This is a genomic window from Candidatus Thiodiazotropha sp. AKAK2, assembly GCF_058244685.1.
This window is the reverse complement of record NZ_JBSYOP010000036.1, coordinates 302,675-317,322: the sequence shown is the minus strand read 5'-3', so window position 1 is coordinate 317,322 and position 14,648 is coordinate 302,675. Positions and strand designations below refer to the sequence as shown.

The following is a 14,648-nucleotide window of genomic DNA, read 5'->3' as shown; positions in this document are numbered from 1 at the left end:
CGTTGTCGGTCAGCCGATAGGTGAAGCTGTCCGTGAAGTCCTCGCTGCCGTTGTGGGTATAGGAGAAGGTGCCATCACTGTTGAGTGTCAATGTCCCGTAGTTCACGTCAGTGACCAGGGAGACCGTTACCGGGGTATCACCGAGTTCGGTGTCGTTGTTGAGTACCGTGGGTGAACCACCAACCAGGGTTGAGGTCGTTCCACCTTCGTTCAGGCTGATACTGTCATCGTGCGCCACTGGATTGTCATTCACCGGGTTGACCGTGATGGTAAGGCTATCGCTATCCTGTTCGCTGCCGGCATCACCGGTCAGGCCGGGATCGTTACCGCTGTTGCCCTGGTCGTTGGTGGTGATGGTGAAGTTAACATCGCCACTGAAATCCGCATCGGGGGTGAAGGTCAATGTCAGCAGGGCGGCATTAATATCGGCCAGGGTGCCGGTGAATACCATGTTGGCATCGTTCGCCCCATCACCCGCTGAGAAGACCAGGCCGGTTGTATCGCCCAGGTTCAGCAGACCACCACTCCCGATGTTGAGATGAACCTGCAGGGTGGCCCCATTGTGATCTGAATCATTGATCTGGATCTGGTTACCCCCGGTAAAACTGAAAACCACATCTTCGCTGGTCGATGCTGACCCAGGCACGGTATTGACCGGCGCGTCGTTGGTCTGCGTATAACTGATGAGGGCTGCCAGGGTATTTGAGTCGGCCAATCCGTCATTCACCGTAACACTGAACGTCGGAGCGATTTCATTACCGTCATCGACAAACTGTACCAGGCCACCAGACAGCTCAGCACTGGAAAAATTGGTAATGGAGACGCCGGCATTGGTGCTCAACTGGAAGTAACCACCTGTGATGCCGCTCAGGTTGTAGCTGAATGCGACACTATCCGCATCGCTAATGGCAAAGTTGGCGTCACCCAGGGTAACTGTCTCGCCCTCACTTACGGAGAGAGCCGCATTGGTAATCGATGGTATATCATTGCTGCCGTTGACTGTAATGGTGACCGTAGCAGTTGCAGAGCCCCCATTGCCGTCACTGATCTGGTAGGTAAAGCTGTCATCGACGCTGCCTCCCGCACCCAGGCCTTCAAACTGTCCATTTGTGTTATAGGAATAGGTGCCATTGGCTTGAAAGGTGACTTGGGCTCCGGAAGCCAGGGTCACCGGTAGTCCAGGGGTATAGGCGCCTCCCGCTACCAGGGTCACTTGAAGGCTATCTCCTTCCGGGTCGCTGTCCACACCGGATCCGGAATCGTCCGTGATGACATTGCCCGATACGAATCCGCTTTCCGATACGGAATTGGTATTGTCTGTTGCGGTGGGAGTATCATTCTGTGGATTGACCGTGATGGTCGATGTCACAGTGGGGCCGCTCAGAAGATCACTGTCCTGGGCGAAAATATTGACCGTCCTGTCACCTGCTGTGGGATCCTGGGAGGTGTTTTCATAGGTAACACCACGCAACAGGGTCTGCAGATCGGCCTCCGGCATCCAACCGAGGCCATTTAGGGTGACATTAAATCCGGAACCGTCGAAATCGATGACGAAACTGGTGCCGCCCACCGATCGAGTCACTATATCCGCCGTGCCGTAGCTGAATGTATAGCCGGCGATCACAATCTGTTCGCTGCTTCCATCCACGAAATTGGATAAGTTGATGCTCAGATTTTCATAGAGGGTTGTTTCTGCATCACTGATCGTCGCATCGGTATCGACCAGATTGACAGCCCCAGCATCTTCTGTGAAGGTGACGGCGAAGTCCACACCCGCACCATCGGAACCGTTCAAGTCGACAACCGGCGCATCATTCACTGAACTTACGTTCAAGGTGAGATTCTGGGTAACACTGGCGCCGCCGTCACCGTCGGATAAGTCGATGGTGATACTGCGAGAGCCACCGGTGGGGTTATCACCATTGCTATTTTCATAAGTGAAATTGCGGATCAATGCGCTGATGGCGGCGAGTGATGAGTTTGAGTTCAGGGAGACTGTCAGAGGGTCGATCCCAGTGCCTCCTGTAACGCTACCGATCACGGTACCACTGTAGGTGACATCACTACCGTTGAATCCTATCTCTCCACCGGCCGTCCCCTGATTGAAAATCGAGAAGACGTCTTCCGCCGCCTGTAAGCCGCTGTCGACCTCGACAGTGAGTGAGCCGCCGGCAAAGTTGCCGGAGTCTGGATCGCTGACTGCAATATCGCCACCTTGTTCGAGAAGAATGACACCATCACCTTCCGTATAGTTGCAGATGTCCCCATCCAGATTGGTTATATTCGGGTCATCATTGACCGGTGTATAAGTGACGGAGGCGGCCAGTGTATTGGAATCATTGAAACCGTCATTCGTGCTAACGCTGAAACTGGGTGCAACCTCGTTATCATCATCAACAAATTGCACCAGACTGCCATTCAGGTTTGCTGTAGTGAAGCTGGTGATCGAAACACCTGGGTTACTGCTGAGCTGAAAATAACCACCCGATAGACTACTCACGGTATAGGTGAAGCTGTTCTCCTCTGGGTCGGTTACACTGAAGTTGGTCCCGCTGAGTGTTACAGTCTCTCCTTCGCTGATCGACAAGGAGGCGCTATTGAGTACAGGCGCGTCGTTGGCATCGAGAAACAGCTCCGTAACATCCCCGGATGTGAGGGTACGATCGTATAGCCTGACTTCATCAATCAGGCCATCGTATTCGTTGTGACTGGCGCTGGAGGCGCCGATGCGCAGTGTATTGACGTTATCGATATTCCCGACAAACGGATTGTTGATTGCATCAGCCAAGATGTTGTCTACATAGAGTAACCAATCGGAGCCGCTGACGGTGCCCACCACGTGGTGCCAGTTACCATCGAACAGGCCGCCGGTTGTCAGCGCTACACTATCAATACCAGATGTCACCTGGAATGTGATATCACCTCCGCCTGTTGTATAAAAGACATAACCGTCTCCGCCATCCATGTCTCCCGCAAGTCGAGCAGTTGTTCCGGATTGGGTTGAGTTGAACCAGAATGCCACTGTAAAGTCACCAATGCCAAAGTTTGTGGCTGCGTTATCAGGGATTTCGACACGATCAAAGTCGCCATTGAAATTCAACGCATTGCTGCCAACCTGACCGGTGGTATAGGCAGGACCACCAACAAGGGTTCCATGGTTACCGCTGACACTGGAATCTAAAGCAGTACCGCCGCCACCCTCGTCGAAGCTGTAGTGGCCCACCAGGCCAGTGACAATATCGAGCGTGCCACCCCAGTTCTCCTGCAATGGTCGGGTAAAGGCAATCCCGGTCTCGATGGATCCGACCCTGTATTCCAATTGCCAGTCGCCGCCTGTTCGGGTCTGGCCGGTGGCATCGTCCGAAGCGGCAATATCGGCGCCTGTCAGGGCGGCGAATTGTTCGATGAATTGCTCACCGGAGCTGGTCGAGGCAATGTCACAACCATAGATCAGCCAGTCACCTTCTGCGGTGAGCGCCTCACCCCAAGTGGTAATTTGTTCAACCGATTGTTGCAGCAGCTCCAGGTCAAGGTTCGTATCACCGAGTCGAATCTCACCTTCGCTACCGTGGCTGATCAGGTGAATGGCATCGAGCCCATCGTATTCAGCCAGGATTTCACTGATCTGGTCGATACCGTCGACACCCGAAGTGAGGAGAACAATCTCAAATTGGCGAGCGTCGTCGTTGCGACTGAGCAAGTCGTCCAGCATAGATTCATAATCCGGTGTCGCCGGATCGATGATCACAAGTTCCCGGGGTGTTGGCTCGGGTGGGTTGGAATGAAATTGATTTTCGCTCTGCAGTGCAGCTTCGATCGTTTGAAGATCGGCTTCATTTGCTGGTTGCTCGGTATCGTTCCCTATCAAATCGATCGCAGCGCCCGCCAGGTCAGCTGAGAGCAGCAATCGGGGTTCCAGCTCTTCACAGACCAGGGTGTTGGTTTGAGTGTTGGAGCGTCTACGTTTCATTGCACGACGATCTTGGTTTCGATACCCAGTCCGGTGAGTTTTTTCTGGTGGATATCGGCTACCCTACGGTTCTTGAAGTAACCCATGGAGATATGGCCTTTCAACGCCCCCTTGGCAATCACCCAGGTATCCTCCACGCCCTTCTGCTTGAAGGTCTGCGCTTTGCGAATAGCCTTTTTCAAGGGCAGCAGGGAACTCTGGGTTACCACCAAAAAGCGCTCTTTTTTTCTTGTTACTCTCGGTTCGCTACCCTTGGTGGGTGAGTCGCTGGGCTCGGAATCCGCGACAACAGTCTCGGAACTGTGTGCGGCGATGGGTGACGGGATGATACCGGCTAACGCTTCCGGCTGAATCTCGACCTTGGGTTCTGGTTCTCTCACCACCATCTTATCGAGAAATTTAACCTGGCATCGCAATCCACTGGTCAGCTTGAAACTGTCATTTGGTATCTCCAGTCGAATGCGGAAGGTACCGCTGGCCGCATCGAGAATCGGGTCGACAATCTTTACCACCGCCTGATGATTTCCACCGACCGGTAATTCAGGAGTGACCTGGGCCAATTGTCCGGTCTTGACCTTTCCCAACATCCCAATCGGTGCGACGACTTCAACCCGTAATGGATTGATCTTGGCGATTTTGATGATCGGACGCTCCTCCACGGACTCACCTGGATTAAGGTAGCGTTCGACCACGATACCCCCGATGGGGCTGCGGATCGTGTGGCGGTTGTAGAGTGCTTCGGCCTGTTTCAGATCGAGTCCTGCGAGGAACTTACTCTCTTTCGCCTGAGCCAGTCGATAACGCGTCAAACGGGTCTCTGTGTCAACCTTGTCAAAATCCTGAAATGAGGTGAGATTCTTTTCGTGCAGCTCTTTAATCCGGCTCAACTGGCGCTGTCCGTATGCCAGACTGGTCTCCTGCAGTCGCACATCGCTGTTGATCGCGGATTTTGCACGGGCGTACTCCAAGGCGGCCTGCTCAACCTCGGATTCCAGTTTCGCTACGATCTGGTGTTTTTCGATACGATCCCCCACATCGACAGAAACCGCCTCGAGGATGCCATCGATTCGGGAACTGAGTTCTACCGACATCGAGGGTTCGATGACGCCATCAAATGTTTCGAGTCCCTCCGCAATCGTCGTTGTCGATATGAGGAAACTCAGTCCCCAAATTACTATCTGCCAAACTTGCATGCCGTATTTAAGTCACTTTGTAGCCAACACATTGCAAAGACGATAAAGGGGGGTGATGCAAATGATTCTTAATCATGTTCTAAATCAGTGCCTTGCTAATATTGTTTCGGGTAGAGCCTGAAAATCTTGACCTGAAAACGTGACTTCTTATGCAGATGTCACAATTTAAGATCCCTGTTCCTAAAATTCCTCTTAAATTAGGAGGTTATGTCCCAGTTGCTTGGAAATTACAGTGATCTGAGCAGATTAAATACTAAAGCGCTTGAGAAACATCTGTCGTAGTGAGCGGTACCATTGTCGGCCAAGAGGTTCTGACGGATGCTCAAATCGGACAATAACACGCTCACCCAAACGGGCTACCTGCTGCCTCAACTGCAGTCGCATCTCAAACACGGCCGTCAAGGGGCGGGTGCCATCCACATCTTCTGGATGCAGTGAGAATTCGCCACCACCCAGGCTGCTCAATGCGGGACTGGGCAACCGTTGACGGGACTCGGGTATCTCCTGGAGCAGGGTAACGGCTAGCTCTGACTCAGGATTGTGGGCATAGCGCGCCTTGATGTTTCGGGTTGCACTGCGCACCAGACCTATATCCTGTTGCGATATCGCCACCCTGATCTCAGGCATTCGTTTATCCTGCACATAGCCGATCAATTCACCCTGGTTGATAAACCGGCCGGGCAGATCTCCTGGTTGCTGGAGCAGAAATGTTCCCTCGGCGGGGCTTAGGAGCAGTAACCGGTCTGCAAGCTGCCGTTGCTGCAGTAACTCGGTCTCTGCCAGGTGAATCTCATCGGAAAGTATCTCCGCCTTGACTCTCTTTCGCTCGCTGACAAGCGCTTCATACTCAGCTCGCATACCTCTCAGTCGGCTGGCGAGACGTTTGATTTCAGTCTCTATGAAAGGGTCCTCCAGCGCCACCAGGGGCTGGTTTTGTCTGACCTGTGTATCGGCCGCTGTCAACAGTTCCACAACCTCGCCTGTCGTGCCAGACCTGACCTCAGTGCCGTCGGGCGGCAGGATGATTCCTTCCGCATGGGTTGCGTGAGGAGCCGGTAGGACAAACAGGATCAGCAGCAGTGATCCACAAATCGCTGCCGAACTCAGGATTGCCCGACGGCGTTGTATCGCCAGTCGTGGACTTGTGAGAAGAAAACTCAATTGCCTGATCAGGGGGAGGATCACCATACCGGTCAATGCCCAGAGTGCGATTGCCCACCCAACCAGCGGATATGCCTCGGCGACAAACAGCATGATGGTGATCAGAATAAACCAACGATAACAGAATGCAGCGATGCCATAGAAAAGGAACCAGCTCCGTTCCCAGTCGTTGTGAGCCGGTGATTTTGCATCTTCCAGGTTGTAGAGATAGTGCTGTAACAGATATCCAAGATAGCGGTTGGCGCGTTGATAGAGATTCGGGATATCGATCAGATCGGAAAACACATAGTATCCATCGAACTTGAGCAATGGATTGCCGTTAACCAAGAGGGTGGAGAGGCCACCGATCAGCATCATGTTGTAGGCGGCGGCATTCAGCCAGCCAGGCCCGGTAACCAGCCAGAGCCAAAGCCCGAGACTGGCAAGCAGCAGTTCCGTCATAATACCCGCTGCACCGACTGAAATCCGTGCCCACCGCTCGCTGAAACCGTTGGCGGCAGAGGCGTCCACGTAGGGCATGGGGATAAAAGCCAGAAACAGTACGCCCACCTGATGGACTTCACCCCCCCAATGTTTGGTGGCAAATCCGTGTGCCGCCTCGTGGAAGAGTTTCATCAATAGATAGACTGCTCCCATCAACAACAGGTTGTCGGCAGAGAGAAGCTGACTGGTGATGTTGTGGCTGATCTCCTGCCAATGAAGTACTGCCTGTAGCAATCCGCTAAGCACCAGTAAAAGCCACAGGCCCATACCGATCCGACTGAAGAGTGGTTGAATTAACGGCATCGACCAGCTCAGGATCCTGTCCGGGTCCCATAGGGGCAGGCGCAGCGCGAGTGGATTGCGCAGTTGTTGCAGCCATTGGCGTGGTTGTTTGCGACGTTCGAGTATTTGCAATACCTCACTGTCGCGGTTATGCATGAGTACTCCACTACTTTGTAGCTGACTCAGTAACTGGATGAACTCATCCTGCGCCGGCGGCTTTAACTGCCTTTGCTCTCGCCGATGCCAGATCTCCTCGAGGGTCAATTTGCCATCAAACCGACTGATCAGGTGGTAGGCTCCGGGTGAGATGCGAAAATGGCGTTCGCTGATGGGATCCTGCAGGAGGTACCAGGTTTCACCCAGATAGCGCTGTCGGCGGATCACAATCTGTGGATTGAGACTGGGACGAGCGCCGGCGACCTTCTGCCAAAGGGCCTCCATCAGCCCCACCAGCGCCACAACTGTAACTGTAGCCAATCGACAATCCGGTGTGTGGCAAGCCAGAGCAGACTGCGCTTGCCGGCATCGATTTTAGCCACGCCCTGGAGTCCCGGTCGTAAGTATTCATCTCGTTCCAGTAGTTCCGCTTCGATGCTGAAGCGGTAGCTGCCTTCAAATGCTGTGGTCAGCGGAAGTATCCGTTTTACCTTGAGTGAGTGATCGAGATGGGGATATCCGGCCAGGCGTAAATGGCCGGTCTGGCCGACCTGCACATCGGCGATAGCCCGTTCGTCCACTTGCAGCATCACTCGATAGCTATCGAGTGGTGCGATCTTGAACAACTCCTCTCCCCGCTTGAGGGGGATTCCGAGAGATTGGCTGAGGTCTCCGCTGACAATGATCCCGGAGAGGGGGGCTTTGATCTGACTCCGCTCGAGTTTCAACTCCACCAGTTCGAGTTCGGCCCGCAACTGCTCACCTTGAGCCTGTAGTAAAGTTACCTTGCTGCGCTCATGGGTTGCCAATGCCTCACGCTGTTCCCGTTCCAGCTTTGCCAGCTCGGTACGCCATTTGGCCTGTTCAAGTTTGAGATCTCTATCTTCCAGCTGACACAGGAGTGTCCCTTGATTGACAATATCACCTGCCTTAACGGCTACATTCTGCAAATAGCCGTCAAATGGAGAGGTGATGACACGTTGTATACTGCCCTCCAGGTTGGCGCGGGCATCTATTCGGTAGTCACCCTTGATGAAGCTGGAGAGGGTGAGTAGAGAGACCAGGCCAATCAGCCCTAACTTAAGCCAAAGCCCCTTTGGGCCTAACAAGCGTCTCATTCTGTTTCCAAAACGTTCCCCAAACAGGTTCAGGAGTGGACGCTCAATTTGTTGCTGTTGATGGAGTAAAAGTCCAGTCAATCCGGCCGCCTGTAGGGATTCCAACTGCTCGCTTGGGGTGAAAGGTTGATCCCGATGACGCTCAAGTAAGATTGCGCCCACCGGAGTTCCAACAGCTTTCAACGGGATCGTGCAGAGTGTCATTTGGCCGACCATTTTTGCCAGGGTGTTATGGCAACGCAACAGCTGATCGCTCTCTGTCTCAACCGTGGGGTAGTGAAGCTGCGCCTGCTGATCCATCGCCTCAAACATCGCATCCCTGATCGCTCTGAGCAGCCCGGTTTGCTGCTTGATTTCAACACGGGGATAGATGGCTGAGATCTCGATTTGTTGCGGATTGCCCAGTGCCAGGGTTACCCTGTCGCATTCAAACCTTTCAGCGAACAATTCGACGACTTTGTCCGAGGTCACCTGACCTTCGGTCAATCGTTCAATCCAGTGAGTGGAAGCCGCGTGACTTCCGTCGGACTGTTTCAAGAGCAGCTTCAGCCAGTGCAGACTCCACTGCAGTGCCTGCAACACCGCCTTCTGTTTCTGTGCTGAACGGCTGCTGATGCTTAATCCAACAGCAAGTCTATGTGGCTCATTTGAGTTTACCGGTATCGCGATATGGTCAAAGCCTTTTGCTGTTTGATCGCCAGTTGGAACGATCATCTGTCTGCCGCTCTCGAGTGCCTTGAGCGTGGCCTTAAGCAAGTGCTTTTGCGGCGGCACCTCTTCTGGCCAGCGCTCGACATGTATCCGCCCATCATCTTCAGTGGATTTTTCAATCACAATAGCCGACTGAATACCGCTGACTAAACGGCACAATTGTTTCAGCCACTGCTGTGTCATTCTCTGGGAAGATGCAGACATGCTCCGAAAACTCCAATCGTTACACGGGTCTGTTTACACATATTCTAACTGCCCTAAGGAGTGTTTTCGGTAATCTTGTGGATATCTTTATATTCAAATGGTCAATGCGCTGAGGAGAATCAAGGCATGATGTTGCTGAGTGGCCAGGGTCGATCAAACAGGAATTGATACGGAACTGCAGCGCCAATGCTTTGGCATTCGATATAAATGCGTCATCGGCTAACCAGGAAATACGACGAATTGCGCTGACAGTTCGATCTGAGTTTCAACTTACCGATGATCGTATTCCGCGCCTCTAGTTTGCAGTGGACTCATGCAGCGGTTTCATGCTCACGGCAAAGTCGTTCCACATCATCCACAGTCAAAGCTTGCTTAATCAGGTTGCAATAGTACCCACCATCTTTTGAGCGACCGTTATAGCGACAGGTGCGGCAGACACCGAAACTCTTCATACCGTTACTTTGCAGTAGCGCTAATACCAGTTGTTGCAGAGCTTGGTTGATCTGTATGCGGGACTTTTCCGGCAGCTTATCACTGGCATTTGTCAGCATCGGTGGCGGTACCAGTCGATCAAGCAGCTTGCTGCCGCGGGGTGTTAGGGCGAGATGGGAGACCCGTTTGTCCTCAGCATCGGTGCGCCTTAGCAACAGCCCTTTTTGCTCGAGCACTTTAATGGTCTGGGAGACTGTGCCCTTTGTTTGGCCAAGATATTCGCTCACAGCCAATGGCGTGTCCGAATATCGATTGCAAACAGACAGGTAATGTAACACCTCGAGCTGTACAGGCTGCAGGCCATGCTCGATACCGCTTTTGCGTAGATCGGTACGCAAAAGTTCGCTGAGACGCTCAAGGTGATTATAGAGGCTATTTGAATCCATAGGATTATAGTATCGACTAAAAACTAGTTTGACAAGCTTGAGATCCTCTGCTAGCTTGATAATGGTATCGAGTCGATACAAAAATCTTAATCATACGAGGAGTCACTGATGAAAAAAGCGATTTTCTACCATGCGGGTTGCCCTGTCTGTGTCGCTGCGGAACAACAGGTTCTTGATGCGTTGGACAAGGGACGTTACGAATTGGAGGTGGTGCATCTTGGTGCAGACCGGAGTCGGATTGTTGAGGCAGAACAAGTCGGTATCCAATCGGTTCCGGCGCTACTGCTTGACGGGGGGGTCTTCCACATCAACTTCGGCGCCTCCTTGGCGGATGTGAAAGGAGGTTCGTGATGCAGGGTGGCTCATTGATCTCAGTAATAACGCTTATTTCGCTCTCATTGCCGGTCTGTGCTCATCAGGATCACCATGGTGGCATCAGGGCGGATCAGGGTAATGCGAAACTGGCGCCTTTCGATATCATCCATACGAAGATCAGCAGTGAGGGCAATACTGCGCTGTTCCATATGGCCGTTTCTGCGAAAGCGGGTTCCAGCAAGCCAACGGCAACAGGTCAACTTGCAGGCAGTCATGTATTTTCCTACGTCTGGCCAACCTCAATTGATAGCTATAGCGTGGGTTTTGAACATAACGCCGGTATTCTGGCGTTTGCGGTGACCTCACACCCTGATTTCGATGATACGCCCTTGTTCGATGAGAACGGTGATGGTGATGTGAAGAATGACGGGGCTGTTTGGCACAGTCACTGGGTGGTGTTGCAAGCCAATGAACGTTGCGGCGAGGGTGCGCTTGGTGTGGTCGATATACCGGAAGGCGCGAATCCACGACTACCCAGCACCTGGCCTGGTTTGCCCATCTTGCTCGACAGTCCCGGCTGGGATCCCACCTTCACTGGCGAGCGTGTTGAGATTCGGGTTCCTTTCACCGACATTGGTGTCGTTGAAACTGCCAGTTTTGATGGTGTCACGGCAGGTTTGCGTGTCCACCAGAGTGTACATGCCCCTTTGCTTTGTGTTGTCGATGTCATGGATGTGGCCTCTGGCGATTTGAGTCTGCCGGGCCGGGTGAATCGTTAACGGTGAGTCGACTTGTCGGCGCCATACCAAAAAACCAGTCTATCTCAGGGTATGGCGCCCACGAGTGCTCTGCATGATGAAGTCGAATGAACGGTTTATGGAGAAGCCATTATTTAAGCGAATAAACCGCACCTGAACTCCGATTGGTTTCCCCTCCGAACACTCAATCTGTGCGGTTTGTCTGTTGGTACTACTTACACTTGATGCTTTTACACAGCTTGATGCCTTTTTTTCTCTGAGCCTGGATGACTTTTAGGTTTCGTTTCAGACGCTTACGATTTTGCGGATTCTGTTCCTGGTCGATCCTGGTTCTTAGTACCACCTTCTGTTTTTTGAGTTTTTTTAATAAGGTGCGAATCTTGTCGCGCTTCTCTTTCTGCTGTTGTCGCTCCATATTAAGCAACAGACCAAATTTTTCGATGAGTTTATCACTGGTCATGGTATTACTCAGTTTTGATTGTCATTCTCACTGGACGAGATAAGTTCCTCCAGTTCATCTTCGCTCAACATCAACTCGCTCTCAATTTCTCTCAACTCTTTTTGCAGAGGTCCAAACAGTACCCGGGCCATATCGATGAGGTTTCCCGCTACATCATAGGCATAGGCGCTGTCATTCATCAGCGATGTCGCCATTTCGGCACTGATGGCATTCTCTCGGATCAACCGATCCAACTCCCCGTTAGCAATGACATCACTCTCTTCCAGCACAAGTTGGATGCTGTCCAGGGAGAGTAGGGATGTCTCATCTTCCGTGTCATCCTTTGCATCGGTGAGTTCACTCAGCACGACGGCAAGTTGCAGACGCAGGTTATTATATTGTTCCTGTATCTGTGGATTTGATGATTGTGTATACCGTACCAGATTTTTCTGCAGGTGTTTTGTATCTTTTACTGCCTCGACAATATTCCGGCTTGCCTGGCGTAATTGATACAGCTCTTCTCCGAAGTGTTCCGATGCTGTCGATTGCACCTCGCTGATATAGGCGATGATCGCACTGTAGAGTGTCTTGATGCGACGCTCGTAGATGGCATCGATATCGATTTTTTTCACCTCAGGCGCCGACTCCACTAACTGCTTGAGATCCTCCGAGGTGCGAAGTTTTTGCGGATCCAGGTTGAGAGCGGAGATGATCAGCTCATAGGCGTTTTCGAACAGGTGTCCCATCTCATTGCGAACCGCCTGCATTGCCGATTCGGGCAGTTCCATGGCTGCCTCGTTGAGATAGAGAGGTTCTTCAACTTGGCGCTCCCTTTTGTGCAGCAGGTGTTCTAGCAGGGTTACCAGCTTTCCGGTGAACGGTAGCATGAGGATAATCCCGGCCAGGTTGAAAAGGGTATGAAACACCGCCAACTTCATGGTGTAGTCATCTTCCGCGATACCCAGTTGGTCACTGATACCGTTAACAGCCAGCAGGAATTGTTGGATGAAAATGATCGCGACCAGGCCGGTTGTGACATTGAAAATCAGATGGGCGCCCGCCAGGCGACGGCCCTGTACATTCGAGCTCATGGCACCGAGTATCGCCGTGATCGTGGTCCCGACGTTGGCGCCGATTGCCAGAGCCAGCGCATTTTCATAACTGATCTGCTGTGCGGCCAGGGCCGTGATGATCAGAACCAGGGTTGCGTGGCTGGACTGCATGACCACGGTGGCGGCTGCACCCAACAGTGAGTAGACCAGCAGCCCCTTCAGTCCGGGCATGGCGTAAGCCGCCAGATCGATGGCGTCCTTGAAGGCCTCGAACCCCTCCTTCATATGGTGTATGCCGAGAAACAGAAACCCCAGGCCGGCCAGGATATAACCTGCGCCTCTAAGGGATTTCGATTTCTGGAATACCAGGATGATACCGAATACCAGCATCGGCATGGCGTAGGCGGAGATCTTAACCTTCAGGCCGAAACCGGCCACCAACCAGGCGCCGGTGGTGGTACCCAGGTTTGCACCGAAGATAATACCGATTCCCGAGGCCAGTCCAATCAGTCCCGCACTGAGAAATGAGATGGTGATGACCGAAACCAGGGAGCTCGATTGCATCACTGTGGTGGAGATGATACCGAAGCTGAGACTCTTCCACAGGCGATTGGTGGTGCGCTGAAGAATACGTTCCAGGATTCCCCCGGTAAAGGCTTTGAACCCCTCTTCCAGGGAGAGCATGCCAAACAGGAAGATCGCCACACCGGCAGCGATCTCCTTGAAGTCGGGGCTAACCCAGAAACCATAGCCCAATACTATAAAGATCGTGGGTAGAAGGATTTTACGTAGCATCGAATGTCCTATGCATCAGCAGTGAATGGATAACGATAGTGTTCACTATTGTGTCTCAAGGCAGCATCATGCCGCGTATGGTGAAGAACAGTATCGCCGCTAAAAGTGCAGAAGCTGGTACCGCAATGATCCAGGCCGCAGTAATCTTCAACAGCACCGAGCGTTTGACCAGCTCGTGCCGATGACCTTCTTGAGTCCTTTGCGCTCTTTTTTACTCAGATCGGCGTTGGCCTTGTGTTCCTTCATCAGGTTTAATATTGCAGCTTTATCGTCAATACTGGCGGCTTTGAATTTTTCCAGAAATGATTCCACCTCATCCCGGTCGGAGCCCTGGTGATGCATCTCAATCTCATCAACGATGCGGGCTGAATTGGCTTTCAGGTACTCTCTCAGGAATCCGACACCGAAAATGGCGCCTACCGCAATATGGGTGGAGCTTTCCGGCAGGCCCAGCTGGATGGCGATAATCACGGTAATCGCTGCCGCCCAGAGCAATGCAGTAGGCCCTGGTCTGATCCAGTTTGGTGATTTCTGATCCACGGTTTTAATCAGCTTGGGCCCGTACAGAGCCAGACCGACTGCAATCCCAATCGTGCCTGTCATCATTGCCCATAACGGAATGGCGGCCTTTGCGGTTGGTCCAGGTAGCGTGTTCTATTTGTGCAATTTTTTCGAGTTCCACTTTTTTCTGTTATTGGTCGTTGAATAGGAAGTATTTTCAGGTTGTCATAAATATGTCATAAAACTGTAACATTTATAGTGGGAGATAAATATGTCCTAGCGCAACTCGATTAAAAAAAGCCACATATAGACGTATTTTAGAATTTGAGAATGTGGATTGATCCGGAGAGTGTGGAGTAGTAGGGTCTTCCGGTAGAGTGCATGCGGTACTGAAAAAGCGGTATCAGGCCGTTTATCTGCGAGTTAGGTCTGTTGTGTTGATCGCATGACCATGAAAAAATTATGGTTTTTTTTGGTTTCTTCCGGAACCTGTTTCGTTGACGCGCCAGCTTCCAGGACCCACCGGGCTTTGAAACAGATATTCCTGTCCTTTAGTGCAACCCGGGTCTATCAGTATTTCTATTTGTTGAATGGCAAGATGCAGGACGTCATCAAACCCGATTTGCAGATTG

General features: G+C 52.2%; 10 protein-coding genes. 2 read left to right on the top strand and 8 right to left on the bottom strand.

Annotated elements, in window-relative coordinates; translation table 11 throughout:
- The 5 genes from AC4IE8_RS19465 to AC4IE8_RS19445 all read right to left on the bottom strand — a co-directional run.
- Nucleotides 1-3,970 (bottom strand): DUF4347 domain-containing protein (locus tag AC4IE8_RS19465; protein WP_490791780.1); only part of this gene is annotated, 3,970 nt, incomplete at its 3' end.
- Nucleotides 3,967-5,163, bottom strand: coding sequence for an efflux RND transporter periplasmic adaptor subunit (locus AC4IE8_RS19460; protein WP_490791779.1), 1,197 nt, complete (start codon nt 5,161-5,163; stop codon nt 3,967-3,969). The genes AC4IE8_RS19460 and AC4IE8_RS19465, both read right to left, overlap by 4 nt.
- A 246-nt stretch (nt 5,164-5,409) precedes the next feature.
- Nucleotides 5,410-7,566, bottom strand: coding sequence for an efflux RND transporter periplasmic adaptor subunit (locus AC4IE8_RS19455; protein ID WP_490791778.1), 2,157 nt, complete (start codon nt 7,564-7,566; stop codon nt 5,410-5,412).
- Nucleotides 7,530-9,278, bottom strand: coding sequence for an efflux RND transporter periplasmic adaptor subunit (locus AC4IE8_RS19450; protein ID WP_083225898.1), 1,749 nt, complete (start codon nt 9,276-9,278; stop codon nt 7,530-7,532). Before AC4IE8_RS19450 ends, AC4IE8_RS19455 begins: the two co-directional genes overlap by 37 nt.
- Nucleotides 9,279-9,589: 311 nt before the next feature.
- The gene (locus AC4IE8_RS19445) at nt 9,590-10,156 is read right to left on the bottom strand and encodes a MarR family winged helix-turn-helix transcriptional regulator (protein ID WP_068987826.1); all 567 of its coding nucleotides are present in this window, start codon (nt 10,154-10,156) and stop codon (nt 9,590-9,592) included.
- Between the two features lie 108 nt (nt 10,157-10,264).
- Here AC4IE8_RS19445 and AC4IE8_RS19440 point away from each other — a divergent pair, with 108 nt between their 5' ends.
- The gene (locus AC4IE8_RS19440) at nt 10,265-10,507 is read left to right on the top strand and encodes a thioredoxin family protein (RefSeq protein ID WP_068987827.1); all 243 of its coding nucleotides are present in this window, start codon (nt 10,265-10,267) and stop codon (nt 10,505-10,507) included.
- Nucleotides 10,507-11,250, top strand: coding sequence for a hypothetical protein (locus AC4IE8_RS19435; protein ID WP_490791777.1), 744 nt, complete (start codon nt 10,507-10,509; stop codon nt 11,248-11,250). Before AC4IE8_RS19440 ends, AC4IE8_RS19435 begins: the two co-directional genes overlap by 1 nt.
- A 190-nt stretch (nt 11,251-11,440) precedes the next feature.
- On the opposite strand, the gene AC4IE8_RS19430 is transcribed toward AC4IE8_RS19435, so the two are convergent.
- The 3 genes from AC4IE8_RS19430 to AC4IE8_RS19420 all read right to left on the bottom strand — a co-directional run bounded on the left by AC4IE8_RS19430 (nt 11,441) and on the right by AC4IE8_RS19420 (nt 14,118).
- A complete protein-coding gene (locus AC4IE8_RS19430; protein WP_068987829.1) occupies nt 11,441-11,689 on the bottom strand; it encodes a hypothetical protein in 249 nt (82 codons plus the stop codon).
- 8 nt (nt 11,690-11,697) lie between these two features.
- Nucleotides 11,698-13,515: a Na/Pi cotransporter family protein gene (locus AC4IE8_RS19425; RefSeq protein WP_068987830.1), complete on the bottom strand. Its 1,818-nt coding sequence runs from the start codon at nt 13,513-13,515 to the stop codon at nt 11,698-11,700.
- 147 nt (nt 13,516-13,662) lie between these two features.
- Complete coding sequence (locus AC4IE8_RS19420) at nt 13,663-14,118, bottom strand: inorganic phosphate transporter (protein ID WP_490791776.1); 456 nt, start codon at nt 14,116-14,118, stop codon at nt 13,663-13,665.
- Nucleotides 14,119-14,648 lie beyond the last annotated feature (530 nt).